17 protein-coding genes are annotated in these 19,831 nt (G+C 49.8%); 16 read left to right on the forward strand and 1 reads right to left on the reverse strand.

Features of this window, described 5'->3' with window-relative positions; all coding sequences use genetic code 11:
* Nucleotide 1 precedes the first annotated feature (1 nt).
* The 3 genes from ACFVRY_RS03495 (at nucleotide 2) to ACFVRY_RS03505 (ending at nucleotide 3,315) form a co-directional block, all read left to right on the forward strand.
* Nucleotides 2-1,735: an aminotransferase class I/II-fold pyridoxal phosphate-dependent enzyme gene (locus ACFVRY_RS03495; protein WP_387497334.1), complete on the forward strand. Its 1,734-nt coding sequence runs from the start codon at nucleotides 2-4 to the stop codon at nucleotides 1,733-1,735.
* Nucleotides 1,732-2,670, forward strand: coding sequence for an NAD-dependent epimerase/dehydratase family protein (locus ACFVRY_RS03500; protein ID WP_387497336.1), 939 nt, complete (start codon nucleotides 1,732-1,734; stop codon nucleotides 2,668-2,670). The genes ACFVRY_RS03495 and ACFVRY_RS03500 overlap by 4 nt, the downstream gene beginning before the upstream one ends.
* Before the next feature lie 123 nt (nucleotides 2,671-2,793).
* Entirely contained in the window at nucleotides 2,794-3,315 is a 522-nt protein-coding gene (locus ACFVRY_RS03505; RefSeq protein WP_387497747.1) for a hypothetical protein, read from the forward strand.
* Between the two features lie 83 nt (nucleotides 3,316-3,398).
* Here ACFVRY_RS03505 and ACFVRY_RS03510 read toward each other — a convergent pair whose 3' ends face one another.
* Nucleotides 3,399-3,851 carry a DUF4395 domain-containing protein gene (locus tag ACFVRY_RS03510; RefSeq protein ID WP_387497749.1) on the reverse strand — a complete coding sequence of 151 codons (453 nt, stop codon included), beginning with the start codon at nucleotides 3,849-3,851 and terminating at the stop codon, nucleotides 3,399-3,401.
* Between the two features lie 271 nt (nucleotides 3,852-4,122).
* Between ACFVRY_RS03510 and ACFVRY_RS03515 the strand changes: the two genes are divergently transcribed.
* The 13 genes from ACFVRY_RS03515 to ACFVRY_RS03575 all read left to right on the forward strand — a co-directional run bounded on the left by ACFVRY_RS03515 (nucleotide 4,123) and on the right by ACFVRY_RS03575 (nucleotide 19,760).
* The gene (locus ACFVRY_RS03515) at nucleotides 4,123-6,033 is read left to right on the forward strand and encodes a beta-N-acetylhexosaminidase (RefSeq protein ID WP_387497338.1); all 1,911 of its coding nucleotides are present in this window, start codon (nucleotides 4,123-4,125) and stop codon (nucleotides 6,031-6,033) included.
* A 184-nt stretch (nucleotides 6,034-6,217) separates the two neighbouring features.
* Nucleotides 6,218-7,978 (forward strand): cache domain-containing sensor histidine kinase, encoded by a 1,761-nt coding sequence (locus ACFVRY_RS03520; protein WP_387497340.1) that lies wholly within the window; start codon nucleotides 6,218-6,220, stop codon nucleotides 7,976-7,978.
* Nucleotides 7,979-7,980: 2 nt separating this feature from the next.
* The gene (locus tag ACFVRY_RS03525; RefSeq protein WP_387497342.1) at nucleotides 7,981-9,546 is read left to right on the forward strand and encodes a response regulator; all 1,566 of its coding nucleotides are present in this window, start codon (nucleotides 7,981-7,983) and stop codon (nucleotides 9,544-9,546) included.
* A gap of 175 nt (nucleotides 9,547-9,721) precedes the next feature.
* Nucleotides 9,722-11,059 carry an extracellular solute-binding protein gene (locus tag ACFVRY_RS03530; RefSeq protein WP_387497344.1) on the forward strand — a complete coding sequence of 446 codons (1,338 nt, stop codon included), beginning with the start codon at nucleotides 9,722-9,724 and terminating at the stop codon, nucleotides 11,057-11,059.
* Nucleotides 11,060-11,177: 118 nt separating this feature from the next.
* Nucleotides 11,178-12,053, forward strand: coding sequence for a carbohydrate ABC transporter permease (locus ACFVRY_RS03535; RefSeq protein ID WP_387497346.1), 876 nt, complete (start codon nucleotides 11,178-11,180; stop codon nucleotides 12,051-12,053).
* 8 nt (nucleotides 12,054-12,061) lie between these two features.
* A complete protein-coding gene (locus ACFVRY_RS03540; RefSeq protein WP_387497751.1) occupies nucleotides 12,062-12,934 on the forward strand; it encodes a carbohydrate ABC transporter permease in 873 nt (290 codons plus the stop codon).
* Between the two features lie 189 nt (nucleotides 12,935-13,123).
* On the forward strand, nucleotides 13,124-13,708 hold the full coding sequence (locus tag ACFVRY_RS03545; RefSeq protein WP_387497348.1) for a TetR/AcrR family transcriptional regulator: 585 nt from the start codon (nucleotides 13,124-13,126) through the stop codon (nucleotides 13,706-13,708).
* Nucleotides 13,709-13,785: 77 nt separating this feature from the next.
* Complete coding sequence (locus ACFVRY_RS03550) at nucleotides 13,786-15,198, forward strand: DHA2 family efflux MFS transporter permease subunit (RefSeq protein WP_387497753.1); 1,413 nt, start codon at nucleotides 13,786-13,788, stop codon at nucleotides 15,196-15,198.
* Between the two features lie 157 nt (nucleotides 15,199-15,355).
* On the forward strand, nucleotides 15,356-15,688 hold the full coding sequence (locus ACFVRY_RS03555) for a PadR family transcriptional regulator (RefSeq protein ID WP_387497350.1): 333 nt from the start codon (nucleotides 15,356-15,358) through the stop codon (nucleotides 15,686-15,688).
* Complete coding sequence (locus ACFVRY_RS03560) at nucleotides 15,685-17,007, forward strand: FtsW/RodA/SpoVE family cell cycle protein (protein WP_387497352.1); 1,323 nt, start codon at nucleotides 15,685-15,687, stop codon at nucleotides 17,005-17,007. The genes ACFVRY_RS03555 and ACFVRY_RS03560 overlap by 4 nt, the downstream gene beginning before the upstream one ends.
* Before the next feature lie 70 nt (nucleotides 17,008-17,077).
* Nucleotides 17,078-18,004, forward strand: coding sequence for a hypothetical protein (locus ACFVRY_RS03565; protein WP_387497354.1), 927 nt, complete (start codon nucleotides 17,078-17,080; stop codon nucleotides 18,002-18,004).
* 111 nt (nucleotides 18,005-18,115) lie between these two features.
* A complete protein-coding gene (locus tag ACFVRY_RS03570) occupies nucleotides 18,116-18,910 on the forward strand; it encodes a M15 family metallopeptidase (protein WP_387497356.1) in 795 nt (264 codons plus the stop codon).
* 34 nt (nucleotides 18,911-18,944) lie between these two features.
* Nucleotides 18,945-19,760, forward strand: a complete 816-nt coding sequence (locus tag ACFVRY_RS03575; RefSeq protein WP_387497358.1) for a GNAT family N-acetyltransferase — start codon at nucleotides 18,945-18,947, stop codon at nucleotides 19,758-19,760.
* Nucleotides 19,761-19,831 lie beyond the last annotated feature (71 nt).

Consider the following 19,831-nt stretch of genomic DNA (forward strand, 5'->3'; position numbering starts at 1 on the left):
GATGGAAGATACTTTAGTGAATCAGCTTCTGGAAATTGTTAAGAAACAGTCGAATGCGTTGGAGCTCCAGAGTCAGGTCATGCTGTCGAACGGAACGGGACGAACCGAACTGCGAGAGCAATCGGCGACTGCTCCACATCGTGACTTGGCAGAGCCTGCCGCAGCACGTGAAATCATTCACGTCACGTCGACTGCTACACCCGGAGGTGAGGTGCAACCGGTTAGCATTGAACAGGAAGTGCTGCTCTTAGTAAGTCGCATTGCAGCCTATCCGGCTACGGAATTAAAACCATCGGATGCACTGAAAAACGAGCTTGGCTTCGACTCCTTGATGATGATGGAGCTGCAAAGTGAGCTTAAGAAGCGGTATCCCGATCGAGAAGTGATTATTCCGCTGGAAGTGGTCGATCTTACCATCCGTGAACTTGTCGGAATCGTAAGCGGCACAGGAGATCCATCGGTAGCCCCGGCAGCAGACATGGTTATGTCGGTGGAAGAAGATCACAATCTTCCGCGAGTTCAGCCTCAGCTCGGGGTAGAGCAGTTCCCAGAATATGCGGCTTTGAAGCTGCGGATTGAAAATGCGGGAACAGTGAATCCCTATTACAGACTGCGGGGCGGGATTAATAAGGATACTGTCGTCATCGAGGGCGAGCCGTACATCAACTACTCCTCTTACAATTATCTCGGATATGCAGGCAATCCCGACATCATTACGTTTGTTCAGGAAGCTGTGGCCGAGTATGGGACATCGGTATCCGCCAGCCGTATGTTATCCGGTGAAATTCCGCTGCACGGAGAGCTGGAAGATGCGGTATCCAGGTTTGTGGGGACAGAGGCTTCTCTGATCTACACAGCCGGACATGCAACCAATGTCTCAACCATTGCCAAGCTTGTAGGTAAAGAAGATATTGTGCTGCATGATGAGCTTTCTCACAACAGTCTGATTCAGGGCTGCCTGTTATCGGGTGCGCAGCGGGTGTCTTTTCCCCATAATGACTGGGAGGCGCTCGACCGGATTCTGGGCCGGATACGTCATCACCGCCGCCGGGCCTTAATTGTCATTGAAGGTGTGTATAGTATGGACGGGGACATCCCGGATCTGCCCAAATTTATTGAGATCAAGAAGAAGCATCAGGCCATGCTTTATATTGACGAAGCTCATTCCATTGGTACGATTGGAGCTACGGGCAGAGGGATCTGTGAGTATCACAGCGTATCTCCGGCTGAAGTTGATCTGTTAATGGGTACCCTCAGCAAAGCGTTCGCGAGCTGCGGCGGTTATGCTGCCGGTTCCGCTCCCATGATCGAATATTTAAAGTATCTATCGGACGGGTTTATCTTCAGCGCAGGTATTACTCCGGCGAATGCAGCGGCGTCGCTGGCCGTACTTCGCGCTCTGGAGCAAGATCCGGCGCCAGTCCACCGACTGCAGCAGAACGCCAGACTGTTCCTGGAGCAATCCAAGTCACTAGGATTACAGACGGGGCTTAGCAACGACACCCCAATTATTCCGATTATTGTGGGCGACTCTGATGCTACTTTGCAGCTCACAGAAATATTGTATCAGAAAGGGATTAATGTCTATCCCATTCTGTATCCTGCCGTTCCCGAGGAAGGGGCATGTATCCGCTTTTTCATCACAGCCAATCATACAGAAGAGCAAATCGAGTGGACGGTCAATCAGGTAGCTGAAGGTATTCAATCACTGAAAAAGGAGTCTGTAACCATATGAACCTCGTTATTGGCGGCAACGGTGGACTTGGACTGGCGATTACAGAGGAACTGCTCTCACAGGGAAAGACTGTGACAGCTACTTACCATCGCCTGAGTGATGCCTTGCAAAGTCTGAGCGGCCCTCTGTTAACGACGAAGCCATTGGATATTCGAGAACAAGGTTCTTTGGAAGAGTTGTTAAAAGAGGTGAACACAGTTTACTTTTGCCTAAACGTTCCCTACCAGGACTGGTACACGGTGATGCCGCAAGCTCTAGAAAGCCTTACAGATCAGCTGAATTCCAGTCAAAAGCTGGTTTTCCCGGGCAATGTGTACGGATACGGAAAATTTCAATATTTGCCTGCGGATGAGAAGCATCCTAAAGCAGCTGAGACACGTAAGGGTCAGCTTCGCAACCATTTAGAAGAGTCCTTGAAAGGGCAAGCGGAAAAACAGGGCTTCCGGTATGTGATTCCCCGGTATCCTGATTATTTTGGCCCCAATGTGACCAACCGGGTCTTCGGGCCGATTTTTACAGGGGCTCTAAAGTCCAAGGTGCTCAGTTGGCCGGGCAAGCTCGATGCGCCCCATGACCTGGTGTATATCCGCGATGCCGCCAAGGCAGCCGTAATACTCGCCGAGAGCGGAGAGAAGGGAGAATGGCATGTGTCGGGCGCCGGGGCGATTGCCGGAGAACAATTCCTGAACCTAGTTCAGGATGAGGCAGGAAGTCCGCGGAAATGCCGCAGTCTGCCGGGCTGGGCTGTTGGGCTAGCCGGTCTGTTCGATAAGGAAGCCAAGGAATTCCACGAATTGCTGTATGAGTTCGAGTATCCGCTGGTTCTGGATGAGAACAAATTTAAAAAGCGGTTCCCGACCTATGCCGCCACACCTCATACGAAAGCCGTCAAGGAGACGCTAAGATGGTTCCGGGAAGGCCAGCCACAGAAATAGCCGTAAGAATGAGAAAATGCCTGAAGCAGACAGCTTGTTCCACGGATTTTCTGTTCCAGGGGAATTGTACGATTTATCCTGTCACATGATATGCTGTAGATATGATGAAACAGGAGGAAAATGATGACAAGAGATATTGTTCACGTCCCTTACGGCTATGAGCCGCCAGTCGAACAGCGTAAAGGCACTCTGATTTTCTATGATTCATTTGAACATATCAATGACCCGAAGCTTGCGGCTGCGGCCAAGACCGCTGCGGATCGCAAGTTTACCAAGCTGGTACTCTATCCGCTTCATGAAGAGACCGTGCGCCGTTTGTCCAAAGAGCCAGTTCAAGCTTTTTACAAGCGGGAGGATCGTCTACATGAATGGAAAAGAGAACAGGGAGTTTCCTTCATAACGGTGGAAGGCTGGGAAGGGAAGAGGAAGAAATATACGCCGTTAGATTCCGCGCTTCGTCATCTGACTGAGAGATATCAGTCTCCGCATTTTTTATACCTGACACCGGAGATGGCGAACCAGTTCGCTTCGTTCTCCTCTTTTGAAGAGTGGATTGTGAAGATTCGCCTGCTCTTGTCGGAGACGCCGGCATTCCTCCACCCGCGTCTCGAGAAGTATCGACATCGCTGGGATGTAGCCGAGTAATAATAGTGTAGTTACATCAAATAAACCCCGGTCAGAATTATGGATTTGTGTCCATAACTCAAGGCCGGGGTTCTTGTTGTGTCTTAATGCGTGCTGCTTTGCTTGCGCCGGTAGGTATACATTCTCCATTGATAATGGATGAAGCAGCCGATGCAGAAGCCGAGGATGGCTACAGTTGCAGCAACGGCAACCAGCGCAGTGAATATGTAGGCAGCTAGGGTCCAGCCTACAAGGAAGCTGAGCAATCCGGCAGCAAGGCAGCTCACAGCGATACTTTGGTTGAACTGCTGCTGCTCCCAATCCTCAAGGATATAGGCGGACCGTTCTTTTCTAAGGAAACGGGCAGCCAGCTTGATGACGGGATTATATCCGAAGATCAGGCCCGATAATCCGGCTGCGAGCGGAAACGCAAGAATCCAGTATTGCCCGGTTAACCAGGTTAGCAGGACAGAAAGGACGATAAAGCTCTGGTTGGTTTTCACGAGTGGCCGCGGAATACCTTTGATACCATTGCTCACATTAATCACACCTATCATATTGGAATAATCATAGTATAACGGTGGCTTAGACGTTTGGGAAGACATCTTCTGTTTTTAATTCATGTATTGCGCTTCAACCTGCTCATAAGATAGGATAGGAATCAGAAATAAGAATATAACGTTATAATGTTTAAAAGACACAGCCTTCTATAAGATTTCAAGATTTTATGCTTTATCAACTAGAAGCCGCTGGCGATTCTTGTATTTCAGCATAGCGGAGGAAGGCACAAGCAAGCTTACTAATGGGAATATTGAGGAGGATGACAACATGAAGTTAAGGTTTGAGGGTGACATATTGACTCTGCTGCCTGGAATCGAGATTCTGGCTGGTGAGCTTGGGGTTCTACTAGAGGAGGACGGAATGCCCATCCGGGTAGAGATTTCTGGTGAAGGCATTGAGGTCGGCTGTGAGGGTGGCCGGGGATATATAAGGTATGGGAAACCCCACCAGTTCTTCCGTGGACTTGGTCTGCTGGTTCAGCACGCACGAAAGAATGCGATCTTCCATATTACCGAACAGCAGCAATTTGATCTCGTTGGCCCCATGTTCGACCTGTCCCGCAACGCGGTGCTGACCACGGACAGCTTCAAAGTCATGCTGAACAAGATGGCCTTGATGGGACTGAATACGGTCATGCTCTATATGGAGGATACATATGAAATTAAGGGGGAGCCTTATTTCGGGTATATGCGGGGCCGTTATTCGCAGCAGGAGCTTCGTGAGATCGACGATTATGCAGCGCAGTTCGGTATCGAGGCGTTCCCAAGCATTCAGACGTTGGCGCATCTGGAGGAATTCTTGAAGTGGGAGCCAGTTTCCCATTACAAGGATACGAAAGGTGCGCTGCTGGTAGGCGAGGATCGTACGCTAAGTTTAGTGGAGCGGATGATTGAGTCGGCCAGTGCACCATTCCGTAGCCGTAAAATCCATATTGGAATGGATGAGGCTGAGGAGCTTGGCCGAGGCAAATACCTCGATCGGAACGGGTACAGCGGCCGGTTCGATATCATGACCTCGCATCTGGAAAAGGTGCTGGAGATTGTGCGTAGACGCGGACTTGAGCCGATGATGTGGAGCGATATGTTCTTGAAGCTCGCTTCCGAGAATGGCAGTGAATACTATGACGCGGAAACGTCGATACCAGAAGAGATGCAGCGCCGTATCCCTAAAGACGTAGACATGGTGTATTGGGATTACGTGCATACGGAAGCGGAGGAGTATGAACAGCTGGTTGCGAAGCACCGTCCTCTTGGCTCGAAGCTGGCTTTTGCCGGAGCTGTGTGGATCTTCAATACGTTCGGGGTTAATTACGGTCTGTCCCTAAAGGCATCAGATACGGCGCTTCAGGTGTGTAAAAAAGAGGGTATCAATGAAGTGTATGCGACGATGTGGGGGGATGATGGCAACGAGGGCAATCCGTTCGCCACGCTGCTTGGCCTCCAGTTGTATGCAGAGCATGCTTATTCACCGGAACGCCCAGAATGGGGACATCTTGCGGAGCGGGTGAAATTCTGCACCGGTATTGAAGCTGACAGCTACCTTATGATGAAGGAGTTGGACGAAACACCTGGGGCCGAGCCTGACAACCGTGTGCAGAGTAATCCTTCAAAATTCTTGCTGTACCAGGATGTGCTGCTTGGACTGTTCGACCATCAGATTGAGGGGCTGGAGTTAACCGCTCATTACAAAGCGCTTGAGCGAAGCTTTGCGGAGCGCCGCACCAGCGATCACGCCGCTGCCCAGATGCTGGAGGTTCCCGAGAAGTTGTGCGCAGTGCTGAAGCGCAAGAGTCAGATCGGTATCGAATTGAAAAGGGTATATGATGCCGGCGATAAGGCTACTCTGATCCTGATTGCGGAGCAGGAACTGCCGGAGATTGCACAGGCGGTTAGGGAACTTCGGGCTGCACACCGCACTGCCTGGCACCGCATGTTCAAGCCTTTTGGCTGGGAGGTGCTGGACATCCGGTACGGAGGTCTCGTGAACCGGCTTGACTCTGCGGCGCTGCGGCTACTGGATTACGCGGAGGGACGAATCGCCAGAATCGAAGAGCTGGAGCAGGAGCGGCTGCCGTACAGTACGGCCAACCGATTTAACCACAAGGGTACCGGATGGTGCAGCTATTATTACCGCATGGCTTCGCCGAATGTGTTTTTTCACGTGTTGAATCCCTTTTAACCTTTTAATTTGAGGCGGCATCTCAAGCTGTTCCGACCGGCTAGACCGGGTAACCGGAGCAGCTTCTTTACTACACTTGGAAGAAGTTGAAATAGGGCGGACCTTTTTTACGAAACTGGAGGCCCATAAGGCGCATGGTGTTGTACAATGATGAGCAATCGAAACAAGGAAAGGGGAGAGGAAGATGTGGTTCAAGCGTTCTTTGAAAAGGAAGCTATCGCTGCTGCTCCTCATAGCGATCGTATTCCCGCTGCTTGGTGCCGGAGTTGTCACTTACCGGATCGCCTCTAATCTGACAGAAAAAATCGAAAAGCAGTCCGGCATGAATACGCTGCGGCAGCTTTCGGACAAATTGGACTTTATCATCAATGACATTGAGACCATGTCGGTGTTCATTATTGGACAGCGTAACATACAATCCTATCTCGGCAGCGATAAGGAGGACTTCTCCCTATATTCGCAAAGTGTGGCCTTTCTGCTTAATCTGGCTTCATCCAAACCTTACATTTCCAATATCACTATTACTTCCGACAACGGATATCCGACGCTATCCAATACGACGCTGCTGTACTCCGGGCTGCAGAATCTATTAGAGAACTCAGCCGATTATAACCCCGCTCAAAAGTGGTGGACTCCGCTCTATGAGAACCAAACGACGGACGACGGTATCAAGCGCGTGTTCTCACTGGTTCGGCCGATTCGCAGTACCGATAAGTTCCAGCCGCTCGGAGAGATGGCGATCAGTGTCGATGTAGATGAGATACAAGAGATGCTGGGGGACGCGGCCTGGAATGCAACCGGCCGGCTGTGGCTCATTAATCAGGATAACCGGATCATGTCTTCCCAGACCGGTGAAGGGCTGAATCTGCCGCTTGTAAAGTTGCTTCCGGGGCTGGGGGAGCTGAGGGGAAGCGATGGTGTCCTGAAAATGGATCAGGGCGGAGAGAGTAATACGCTGCTCTATTACACGCTGCCGAGCCTAAACTGGAAGCTGGTCGGCGTCATCCCAACCCGGATGTATACTGCACAGAACGAATACGTGCTTACCCTTACAGCGGTCGCCATGGGCGTCGCGGCGATGCTTGCGGGTGGACTGGTACTGTATTTTACCGCATGGGTTACGCGACCATTGACCAAGCTGTCTAGAAAGTTGAAATCTCTAAGTCCTGGTGATCCAGTCAAGCAATTTGAGGTCCGATCCACAGATGAAATCGGGATGGTCCTACATAGCTATAATAAGCTCGGTCAGCGGATTGAGCGCCTGAAAAGTCAATTGCAAGTGAATGAGGCGAAGAAGAAAGAAGCGGATATTCAGGCCCTTCAGGCCCAGATCCATCCGCATTTTCTTTATAACACGTTGTCTTCGATCCACTGGATCGCGCTTATGAACAAGGACAAGCAGGTCGCGGAAATGGTCGGAGCGCTCGGTGATTTTCTGCGGTTCAGTCTCAATGATGGTAGGGAATTCTGCTCTGTAGGACAGGAGGTAGCGCATGCACAGAACTATGTCCACATTATGTCAATGCGCTTCCAGGACAAATTCGACGCCACCTTCCTGATCGATCCGGAAATACAGGGAAGAACGATGCTGAAGCTATTACTGCAGCCGCTGATCGAGAACAGCATCATGCACGGTCTGAAGAAAAAACAGGGCAAGGGCGCGATTTTCGTCCATGCTGAGCTGCGGGGTGAGGGCATGTCCTTTGTTGTGGAGGACACCGGAGTTGGCATGGATGAGGAGAAACTAATTCAGCTGCGCAACCTGCTGCTAGTAGGGGACACCAACGAACAGTCGCGGTCCGGCGCTTTGAGCTCAGGATACGGCCTGAGCAGTGTACATCGCCGTCTTAAACTGCATTACGGCAACGGAGCAGGTCTTCATATCCAGAGTACGCCGGGAGGCGGCACTCGAATCTCGTTTACCATACCTGTATTGGAGGGCTAGCTATGAATATACTGATCGTTGACGATGAGGCTATCATTCGCATGGGGTTATGCACAGTTATTAATTGGGAGGCGCTCGGCATGACGCTGCTACCTCCGGCGGAGTCAGCTGAGGAGGTGTTGGAGCGTCTTCCTGATGAACGACCTGATGTTGTGTTAACTGACATAAGAATGTCAGGGATGGACGGGATTGAGCTTGCTAAGGAGATCAAGCGACGGCTGCCGGAGGTCGAGATTATTATCCTGACCGGCTACGATGATTTTCGTTACGCCCAGCAGGCACTGCGCGAGGGAGTGACTGACTATCTGCTGAAGACCAGCGGTCCAGAGGAAGTCATCAAGGCGGTAATGAAAGCCCAGCAGAATCTGAGCGTTAAGCGCGAAGCGGCTGAGCATGGGGCGGCTTCCGCTGCGGCGCTGCGTAGCCGTCTGCTTGAAGAATGGCTGACAGGCGGAAGCAGACGTTCTTTGGATACGGCAAGCTTTAAGCCGGTAATAGATTGGTTGCAGCAGAACGGTGTCCTTTCAAGAGGGGAGATCTGCGGTGATCAGCCGATGCGGGTGCTGCTGGTCGGGGCCTCCGGCTGGGGAGACGAAAGGTTCAGCGAGCTGATTTTGGGAAGCGCGGAGAACCGTCTGCAGGAGCTTTTGCCATGCATTACGTTGGTCCGCAACCATACAATCATTGTTGCACTCCGTGCTGAAGAAGGCTGGCCCTGTATGCGCACGCTGGAGAAAGCATTGAATCAGGTGCGGGAAATGCTTAAATGTGATCTCTTTGCCGCGGCCGGAGAAATTGTTCACTCGCTTGGCGAGCTGCCCCAATCCTACGAGGAAGCCGCTAAGGTCTATGCCTACCGGGTATTGTTCGGAGATCAAGGGTTGTATGAGATGAAGGATATTGAGCGGCGCAAAGGCGGCCGAACGGTTTGCCCGGAGAAGGAAGAGAGGGAGCTTCTGGGGCTGCTGATCCAGAATTATGCGACCCAGCTACATGCCTGGACCCACCGGATTGTTGAGGAGCAGCTTAAGGACCCTGATGCAACTCCGACAGCGCTACAGGCTTATCTACAGTCGATCGTTATCGTCGCTCACCGCTGGCTAGACCGAAACCGGGAGATTGGCGCCAGCGAGTCTACGGCGGTTCCGATCTTCGCCTTTGAAGCTGGCGTACGGCTGGAGGACGAGCTTTTTCGTCAACTACTGACCGTCATGAACGAGTTCCATCAGGGAGCGAGCGACAGTCGATACTCTTACATCCAGCGTGCCATCGCATATATACGAAATCACCTCAACCAACAACTGAGCCTGCAGCAAGTTGCCGGAGTCGTCCATCTGACCCCCAACCACTTCAGTGAGGTCTTCAAGCGGGAGACCGGTCAAGGCTATATAGAATTCGTGACCAGGGAACGGATGCTCCGGGCGGGCCGCTTGCTCCTTACGACACAGAAGAAAATCGGCGAGATCGCGGGCGAGGTCGGTTATGAGGATGTGAAATATTTCAGCCAACAGTTCAAAAAAATAATGAGTTGTACACCATCTGAATATCGTTTATCTAATGTCAACTAATGTAACTCTAATGTGTTATGTATAGGGTTATTTCAGAACATTTCCTGAAAATGATGTCCGTTTTCATGCCATTAACCGAATTTTGTCTACCCTGTTCCTGTAGAATGTCTCCTGTTGGCTCCGACCTTGCGTACCTATACTAAATGTATAAATAGAACTTAAGGAGGGCATGGCAATGAAAAAGAAAACGCTGGCCATCACGGCCTGTACAACAGCAATGTCGTTACTGCTTGCAGCATGCGGAGGAGACAATACAGGAAACTCAAGTGCAGCGGAGGGTACCAAAGCCGGAACAGCCTCCCCAAAAATCAAGCTATCCATCTGGCATAACTTCTCCGGCGACGACCTCCGGGCGAAGGCGGTGCGTGCACAGATTGACAAGTTCAAAGCCGAACATCCCGAAGTCCAGTTGGACGCCCAAGCCATTCCTCCTGACGGTTACCGTCAGCGTCTGAAGACTGTGGCAGCGGCCGATGAGATGCCTGACGTTTTCTTCACCCAATCGGGTACATCCATCAAAGAGTTCTACGATGGTGGGCTGATCCAACCGATTACATCCTTACTCGATGAGCATCCTGAATGGAAGGACAACTTTATTCCAGGTTCGCTCGATACGCTGTCTTTTGGCGGAGAAGTGTACGCGACACCGCTTAGCGGTTCTGCAACCTCGTTCTTGTTCTATAACAAATCGCTTTTTGAAAAATACAAGGTTAAGATTCCGACCACGTGGGATGAAATGATGACGGCGGTTAAGACGTTCAATGACAATAAAATCACCCCGATTTCACTTGGCAACAAGGCTTCGTGGCTGGCCCAGTCCAGTATCATCTCATCCTTGGCAGATCGCGTGACTGGAACGGACTGGTTTAAGAAGGCGGTTAACCAGGACGGCGCTAAATTCACCGATCCGGAGTTTGTGCAGGCCCTGACTTATTTTAAACAATTATCCGATGCTAAAGCATTCCAGTCCGGCTTCAACAGCCTGGACAACACGCAGATGGAACAGTACTTCATCGAAGGCAAAGCAGCAATGATGATCGATGGCGCATGGGCGCTGACGAATATGGCGGCATCCGGTACGGAAGAGCAGCTGAAGCAAGTGGATGTGACGGTCCTACCTTCCGTTCCTGGGGGCAAAGGTGATCCGAAATCCATGTCCGGCGGCTCGGGCGGCGGTCTTGCGCTCAGCAAGCGCGCAACAGGCGATCAACTGAAGGCGGCGCTGGAGCTGATTTATACCGTCAGCGGACCGGATGCCATGAAAGCAATTGCAGGCAGCAACTCGATCGTGACGTACAATGTGGATCTCGATGAGTCCCAGGTTATGCCGCTGTTCTACAAGGCGTATAACTTGTACAAATCAGTGAAGCTGACACCCGTCTATGATGCTTATCTAACCTCCTCGGCTACGGAAGCAGTGAATAACGGATTGCAGGAGCTCTCTATGGGCGGCAAACCAGAAGACATTGCGAAGAAGATTCAAGATGCTCAGGCTCGCGATCTCGGCAAATAAGTTAATTTTAAGCCCTGCCTAAGCTACCTGGAAATTCTTATATGAACAGCGTCCGTCTTCTCAGCGGAGACGGACGCCCGTTCACTTCTTTTATCACAGTAACCAAAGGAGGCCGCCTATGGCATTCACGAACCGACTCAGAGGCTTTATTATCATTGGGCTGCTGCCTGCCTTGACGATCTATTTGCTCTTCGTTATCGTTCCTATTCTCTGGTCCGCATACTACGGTTTTTTTGACTGGAAAGGCATTGGTGCCGCCCGCTTTATCGGGCTGGACAACTACGTCGAGGCGCTCAAGGACCCTATTTTCTGGCGGGCACTCAAGAATAACATGATCATCGTCGTCGCCTCTATTCTAGGGCAACTGCCGATCGCTCTTTTACTGTCCCTTATTCTTAGAAAAAGCACGCTGTTTCACCGGTTTGTCCGCTCGGCTGTTTTTATGCCAATGGTCGTATCGAGCATCGTGATCGGATTAATCTGGGGGTACATCTATCACCCGCAGATCGGGATACTGAATGTACTGCTGGAGCAGATTGGGCTTAGCTCCTGGATTCGCGATTGGCTCGGCGATCCGAGCATCAATATGTATTCGGTCAGTGCGCCGGTGATCTGGGCGAACATCGGACCATACCTGATTATTTTTCTGTCCGCGATCCAGAACATCTCTTCGGATGTGGAGGAGGCGGCCAAGATCGACGGGGCTATCAAGGGGAAATGGCTGTATCTCATAGTCATTCCGATGATTTGGGATACGATTAAGGTCGCTATCGTGTTATGCATATCAGGAAGTCTTAAAGCGTTTGACCTGATTTTTGTCATGACAGGTGGGGGACCTGCGCAGTCCACTGAACTTCTGGCCACGTACATGTACAATAATACCTTTGAAATTTTCCGCTATGGCTACGGGTCGGCGGTTTCTACCTTAATTATTATTATCAGCATGATTCTGGTGCTCGGCAGCCAGGTACTGATGCGGAAGAGGGGGATGTAATGAAGACGATGGCTTCCGGCAATCTGCCGCAAACTACTGCGAACCCTTCGTCCAGAGTCCTGAAATTCAGAGCTACCTGGATCCTTCATCTCTTTCTTCTAGTTTATGCGCTGGTTACGCTGTATCCGCTGTTTTGGCTGTTTATCAGTTCGTTTAAATCGAATCAGGAATTCTTCGGCAGTCCGTTCGCGCTTCCGTCCGTCTGGCAGTTCGATAACTATACCAGGGCTTGGGAAATTGGCGGCATTGGCAAAGCATTCATGAACTCGGTTATCGTCTCGGTCTTATCGCTGGTGTTGACTCTATTTCTGGGCACACTCACGGCCTTTATTGTATCCCGCCTGGAGTTCCGCTTCAAAGGCTTCATCATGATGCTGTTCGTGCTTGGTATGTTAATTCCCATTCATAGCACGCTCGTCCCGCTGTTTATTCTGATGAAGAGTCTCGGCATCCTGGATACGTATGCTTCGCTGATCCTGCCGTATACAGCCTTTGAGCTGCCCATCGCGGTATTCGTCATTGCCGCCTATCTGACTTCCGTGCCCAAAGAGCTAGAAGAAGCGGCAATGATCGACGGTAACGGATACTGGGGAATTTTCTTCCGGATTATCGTTCCGCTGTCAGTTCCCGCCATGGCTACCGTGTCCATTCTCGGCTTTCTCAGATTCTGGAATGATTTTGCGTTCGCGCTCGTCTTTATTAATAAACAGGCCCTCAAGACACTGCCGCTCAGCCTGTCGATGTTCTCGGATGGATACGGTACGGACTACAGCCTGACGATGGCCGCCATGTCGATCGCTGTCATTCCGACCATCATCATTTATCTGTTATTCCAGAATCAAATTATGAAAGGGATGGTAGCAGGAGCTGTGAAAGGCTGATCCTCGTCCATTTCAATATCATAATAAAGCAAAGGCAAGGCCTTTCAGTTCACTGAAGTGCCTTGCTTTTTTATGCTAATCGCTTGTTGTGTAAAATATCTTAATCTTAAGAAAATAAAAATTGACACATTTCCTGGGCTGTGGTTTTATTATATAGACCAATTGTTATAATGCAAAGGAAGTGTCGGGTTGTCTAATAAGCCGAATGCACGTGAAGCCATACTGGATACTGCTTCGCGGCTATTTTTCACGCAAGGCTATCATGCAACGGGTCTGAGCCAGATTATCAAGGACAGCGAATCGCCGAAGGGATCACTCTATTATTATTTTCCCCACGGGAAGGAGGAGCTGGCACTAACTTGCATCAACCGCACCAGTGAGATTGTAGCCTGTAAGCTTAGACATTGTATGGAGACAGGCGAATCTGCTGCAAAGGGGATACAGGATTTTATTCTGGATATGGCCAAAGAGGCTGTGGATTCTTCATTCGAAGGCGTAGTTCCGTTCAGCTTCTGGCTGGCGGTAGAAACGTCCTGTATCAGCGAAGAGCTGCGAGCCGCATGTCAATCTGTATTTAAAGACTGGCAGGAGGTGATCAAAGAACGTCTGCTGACAGAAGGTATTGAAGAAGAAATAGCGACGACTCAGGCGTCCGCAGCGGTATCCTTGCTAGAGGGATCACTGCTTCAGGCGCTGACTTACCGGGATGAGCAACCGCTGCTGGCAGCGGTCAAGATTGTTCCGGCTTTGCTTAGCATAACAGAGAGAGAATAATAGATTTTCAGGAGGATAAGAGAGTGGATACAACTTTACACAAACAGCAACAGACAGAAGAAAGAAAAATCAGGACAATGCCGATCCTAATTTCCCTGTTGCTTAGCGGTTTTATCGGGATGTTCAGTGAGACGGCACTCAATGTCGCGTTAAGCGATCTGATGAATGTACTGCAAATCACACCGTCAACTGCACAATGGCTGACAACAGCCTACTTGCTTACACTAGGTATTCTCGTACCGATTTCCGGTTTGCTGCTACAGTGGTTTACAACTAGACAGTTGTTTGTTGCCGCATTAATCTTTTCGATCTTAGGTACCTTCCTGGCAGCTATCGCGCCGAACTTTGAGTTTCTGTTGACGGCGAGAGTAGTACAGGCGATGGGTACGTCATTGCTGCTGCCACTGATGTTTAATACGATCCTTGTAATCATTCCGGCTGAAAAAAGAGGCGCTGCAATGGGGATGATCGGTCTGGTCATCATGGTTGCCCCAGCGATTGGTCCTACGATTGCCGGACTGTTGATTGAAAGCCTCAGCTGGCACTGGATTTTCTGGTTGTCGCTGCCGTTCCTGGTGATCGCTTTGCTGTTCGGAATCGTGTACATGCAGAACGTAACCGAAGTTACTAAACCGAAAATCGACGTGCTGTCCATCATCCTGTCTTCACTTGGATTTGGCGGAATCGTCTTCGGGTTCAGCAGTGCTGGTGAAGCCGAGGGCTGGGGCAGTCCGAAAGTAATCTTTTCAATCGTTGTAGGTGTGGTTGCCTTGGTGCTCTTCGTTATTCGTCAAAACACAATGAAGAAGCCAATGATCAACCTGCGTGCCTTCAAATATCCGATGTTCGTAGTCGGTGTGGCCATGGTCTTCATCTGTATGATGGTTATCCTGTCGTCCATGTTGATTCTGCCAATGTATTTGCAACAAGGTCAAGGTTATACGGCCTTTAAAGCAGGTTTGCTGCTGTTGCCGGGTGGTCTGATCAATGGTTTGATGTCACCCATTATGGGGCGTCTGTTCGATAAATATGGTCCAAAATGGCTGGTCATTCCGGGTCTTGCGATTGTCGCAGTTACACTGTGGTTCTTCTCTAGCATCAATGCCGCTTCGACGGTTGCTTTCATTATCGTCCTGCACAGCGCGCTGATGATTGGGGTATCCATGATCTTCATGCCAGCACAAACCAATGGTATCAACCAGTTGCCAATGGAGCTGTATCCTGACGGAACGGCAATCATGAACACATTGCAGCAGGTAGCAGGTGCGATTGGTACAGCGCTTGCGGTCAGCATCATGACAGCAGGCTCGAAGAATTACCTGAAGGGTGTCGACAATCCTGCCGATCCCGCCAATCTGCTTCCTGCATTCACGCAGGGTGTGCAGAACGCATTTGTATTCGGTCTGATCATGTCCGTGGTTGGATTGGTACTGGCATTCTTCATCAGACGTGTTATTGTTCAGCATAAAGCGCAAGCTCCAATGCACTAATATTTATTAAAATCAAAGCACACTCGCTCCGGCGGGTGTGTTTTTTCATGTCTTTACGACTTACATATATTGGTGTATTATATACATAGTAAATCTATGTATAGTGAACCTAGGTATTATTTTCAGACCATTTAGATGTAGAAAGGAGTGTTAGCATTTGAAAGTCAGTAAAGAAATGCTGAAGGGCAGCACAGCAACCTTGATTCTGACCCTGCTGCTGGAGAAGCCGCTGTACGGATATGAATTAATCAAAGAGCTGGAGAATCGGTCCCAGGGCGTTTTTTCACTTAAGGAAGGAACGCTGTATCCCATTCTACACACAATGGAGAGTGAGCGTTGGGTGGAGGCTTACTGGCTGGAGGTAGAAGGGCGCAAGCGCAAGTATTATCGGATACTGGATGAGGGAAAAGCGAAGCTGAAGGAAAAAAGAGCGGAGTGGTTGCTGTTTCGCGGAGCCGTAGACTCTGTGCTTGGGGAGGGCGGGGTATGATGAGTGAACAGAGTCACCGTAAGCTTTTTCTCGATCAGGTGTGTCTGGAGGTGAGGGCCAAAGACATGCATGACGATATCCGGGAGGAGCTTTCCGGCCATCTGGAAGAATTGATTCAGGACAGACAAGCACATGGCTTCCCTCAGGCGGGGTCAGAGGCTTGGGCCGTTGCCCAGATGGGAGATCCGCAGTCGCTGGGCAAGACGCTGAACCGTGTACATAAACCGCGGATGAATTGGGGGCTGCTGGGGACCGTGCTGTTTTTTGCGGCATTAAGCCTTGTAGTGATGCTTTCTGTAGATTCGAATCCTACAAGTGCGATGAAGGGCTGGAGCTTTTTTAAAAGTCAGGTTTACTATATGACCATCGGTCTTGTATTGATGCTCGGACTGTACTTTGTTGATTTTCGGAAGTTGCAAAAGCTTGCCTGGCCGTTGTACATCGTCACCTTGATAGGCATCATAGCATTGTACTCGGGTGGGACAACGATCAACGGTGTAGCCTTCCTGATTCTAAGAGTGGTGCATTTCCCGATTACGCTGAGTTTCTTGACTCCTTTTCTGTGTATCGCGTTAGCTGGCATTTTGACGAGTTCAAGGGACTCCTTTATCAGCTCGGTGCGATATCGTCGATGGATTGAATTGCTGATCGTTGCTGTACCACTTCTACTACTTGCAATGTTCCATTCCTTACCGGAGTTGATCAGTTATTCATTAGTTGCTTTGATTGTCTATGTTTGGTGTACTCGTCAATGGCAATGGGCGCTGGGGCTAGCTTTGGTTTTATCAGTTATAACTGCCGTTAAAGCGTGGAATACAGCCTCCTTTGTGGAAAGGTTTCAAGGTGCATTCGATCCGAATGCACATGCGACAACTAGTGGATATATGTACACTCAGATTCGAGATGTGGTCAGATCCGCCGGATGGTGGGGTCATGGATTTGCCAATTCTCCGGAACATTTGCCTTATCCTCATTCAGACATGCTCCCCGTTTATCTCGTCAATTGTTTTGGCTGGGCAGGCGGCCTGCTGCTATTGGGGATGGTGTTGTGGTTTACAGCCAGACTGGTCAAGACCCTGCACCTAATTCGAGAGCCTTTTGGCAAAGCGCTGGTTCTGACACTCGGCAGTATACTCGTCATACGGCTGCTCTATGGATTGTCTATTGTGAGTGGAAAGGTGGTACTGAGCGGTATTGTTTTTCCGTTTCTTAGTTATGGCGGTCATGTGATAATCGAATTCGCTGCGGTCGGGCTGTTGCTGGGCATCTACCGGAGAAAAGATATGATTCCAATGGCTCCAATTCGTCCAATAAAATAAATGTAACCTTCTTTATTTGGAAACCGTCTACATTATTATGAGTTGGAACTTATCATAAGAGGGGGTATTTATGAATCTGCATCGTCATGTAGGGCATCGATGGAGTAGGAGCATACTGTTAGGACTGTCTGTGTTGCTGGGGACAGGAACTGGGGCGATTGTATTTCTGCCTCAAGCGGCCGATGCCGCGGCTACGCAGCAGACTACCGCTGTGTATAAGCAATTCGAAAAATATGTGAAGAACCCCGACAGTTTGGCCCAAGCACGCAACTATCTAATTAATCACATTAAAGATGTTAATGTCTGGTATGCTACAGTAATGACACTTCATTTGGAAAATGCCCAAGTGGTGGAGCTCCCGATCTTTTCAGAGAAGATGTATGGTGAGAAGGTACAAACGGCGATTAGAGCTGCTGCCCGCCCTAAGGAGCTGACTTACTCCGGCCTTCTAAGTAAAATTATTGATCCCAGCGTCCGTGCTGTGCTGATTGAAGGTCGTGACAACGGCTACAAATTGGACAGCAGTGAAGGCATGTACTATCCGGTCATGCATTATGAAGGATTCAAGATCTTTAAGCCTTTTATTCAAAAGGATATCGCCGAGTATATTGATCTCATGGCGGTCGAATCCAATCAGCCGATGACCCGTGATGGTGGAATCGTTATTGGTTGGGATCAGGTCATCTCGCGGGCGCTTTCCAAAGAAGCTTTTGTTAAGACATACCCGGCTTCGAACCGGAAGGAGGCAGTAAAGCTGAACCTGTCGCTGTCTCGTGTATTCTTTGGTGCCAGCAATACTCCCGCCTATGATGGTGAGGTAGGAGAACCTCCTAAGCTAAATCCGAAGCTTCGTGCTGCATATGAGACCGCGTTGAACAACGGTCCGGACAGCAGCGAACTTTTGCAGACGATTGCGAAGTTGTTGGAACTTCTGGGCAGTTCTAATGACGAATTGACGCCGGAGGTTCAGCAGTTCCTCGATAAACACGTGAAATAACGAATTCCACCCGCCCCTTAACGGAAGTTAGGGGGTTATTTTATTGTATTTTCTAGTAAAATGATCGACCGAGTAGGTACGCCTGATGATAGGAAAGAGGAGATTGTAACCATGAAGCAGAAGACACAGGTGCTGAAGAGATTTTCATGCATAGGCGTTGCACTTATGCTATTAATGACTCCTTTGGATTTGGGAGATTATGCTTCAGCTGCGAACACTGAGGTAAGTTCCGGGAGTTTTCACAAATCCGAAAGTTCCGATCAGTCCAAGCCGTTGCCCACGCCTAAGAAGCAACATAAACTACCCCAGGGTTTTGTTTATCTGGATGAAATTATTCCTGCACAATATGAGATCCGCTATTACGGCAGCAACAACTTTGTGGGAAAACGTATTGACGGCTATAAGGCCCCGTTTGCGATTATGTCACAGCCAGCAGCTAATGCGCTTAAGGCAGTCAGCGATAACCTGGCACGCCAAGGATATATTCTTAGAATCTATGACACCTACCGTCCGCAAAAGGCTGTTAATCATTTTATCCGATGGTCCAAGGACGCCAGCGATATCCAGATGAAACAGCAGTATTATCCCGCATTGGATAAAAAGAATTTGTTCAAACTCGGCTTTATCTCCAGTAAATCCGGTCATTCACGGGGCAGTACGGTGGACCTGACAGTGGCTTACCTCAAAAACGGTGTTGCAGTGGACATGGGTAGCCCTTATGATTTTTTCGGTCCCATTTCATATTACGACACGAAGCTGATCAGCAAGACACAGATGGCCAACCGCAAAATACTTAAGGATGCCATGATGAAAGAGGGATTTCAGCCATACAGCAAAGAATGGTGGCATTTTACTTTAAAAAAGGAACTTTATCCCGGGAAATATTTTGATTTTGACGTGGAATAGAAATCATTATTGAAAATGAAGGGGGAGAATAATTATGAGCTTACCTATAGTAAACAAGGAACTGGCCAAACGGCTGCAACAGGCGGAAATTAGCTTCTTCACCTCCAGAATAGCTTCCATTGGTGAACGGTCTGGCAACCCCATGGGTGTAGAGATTCGGCGTTTCGGGACAGCCACAGGATATTACATACAGGAGATGCCATGGGCGCTTTTTAATTCTGTCAAAGGGATTACGGACGCTGAGAAAGATCTGCTTGAAGAGATCGCGGATTTCTACCGGGCCAGGGACCGGAGTTTTCAAATCGAAATTGACCCCTCTGAGAGCAGTCCGGTGTTGCTAGGAAGATTAGCGTCAATGGAGTTGTACCCGCACAGTTTTCAATCCGTGTTATATGGACTGCCGCTTGCCGAGCCAGCTCAGCTACCCGTGAATATCACCGTTACTGAGGTGGTGGATGAGGATCTCTTTGACACGTATGCGGAGGTGCATTGTCTGGCTTCAGGCATGTCATTGGATGCTAAAGGACACTTTATCAGCAACAATATCGGGCTTCTCCGTCATACAGGCTGGAAGCTATTCCTCGGCTTCTGGGAAGGGCAGGCAGCAGCCGTCGCGGCCATGTATATTGATGAAGGCATTGCCTCCTGTGCACTCGCTGCGACGCTGCCAGCCTTCCGGGGACGCGGCCTACAGAGCACTTTGCTGCAAAGTCGTTTGCACGAAGCATACAAGGCGGGCTGTGAACTGGTAGCCGGACAAGCAGCATATGGTAGTGTCAGCCAGAATAATATGGAGCGTGCCGGATTGCGGATTGCCTGGACCCGAGTGTTATGGGGGCCGCTACCCTAAGAAAGGGTTTGCTATAAGAACCAACTGAAAGTATGAAAGCGGTGTTTTCCAATTAGGAGAACGCTGCTTTT

This window comes from Paenibacillus sp. NPDC057934 (assembly GCF_042887565.1).
Classification (GTDB): domain Bacteria; phylum Bacillota; class Bacilli; order Paenibacillales; family Paenibacillaceae; genus Paenibacillus_AQ.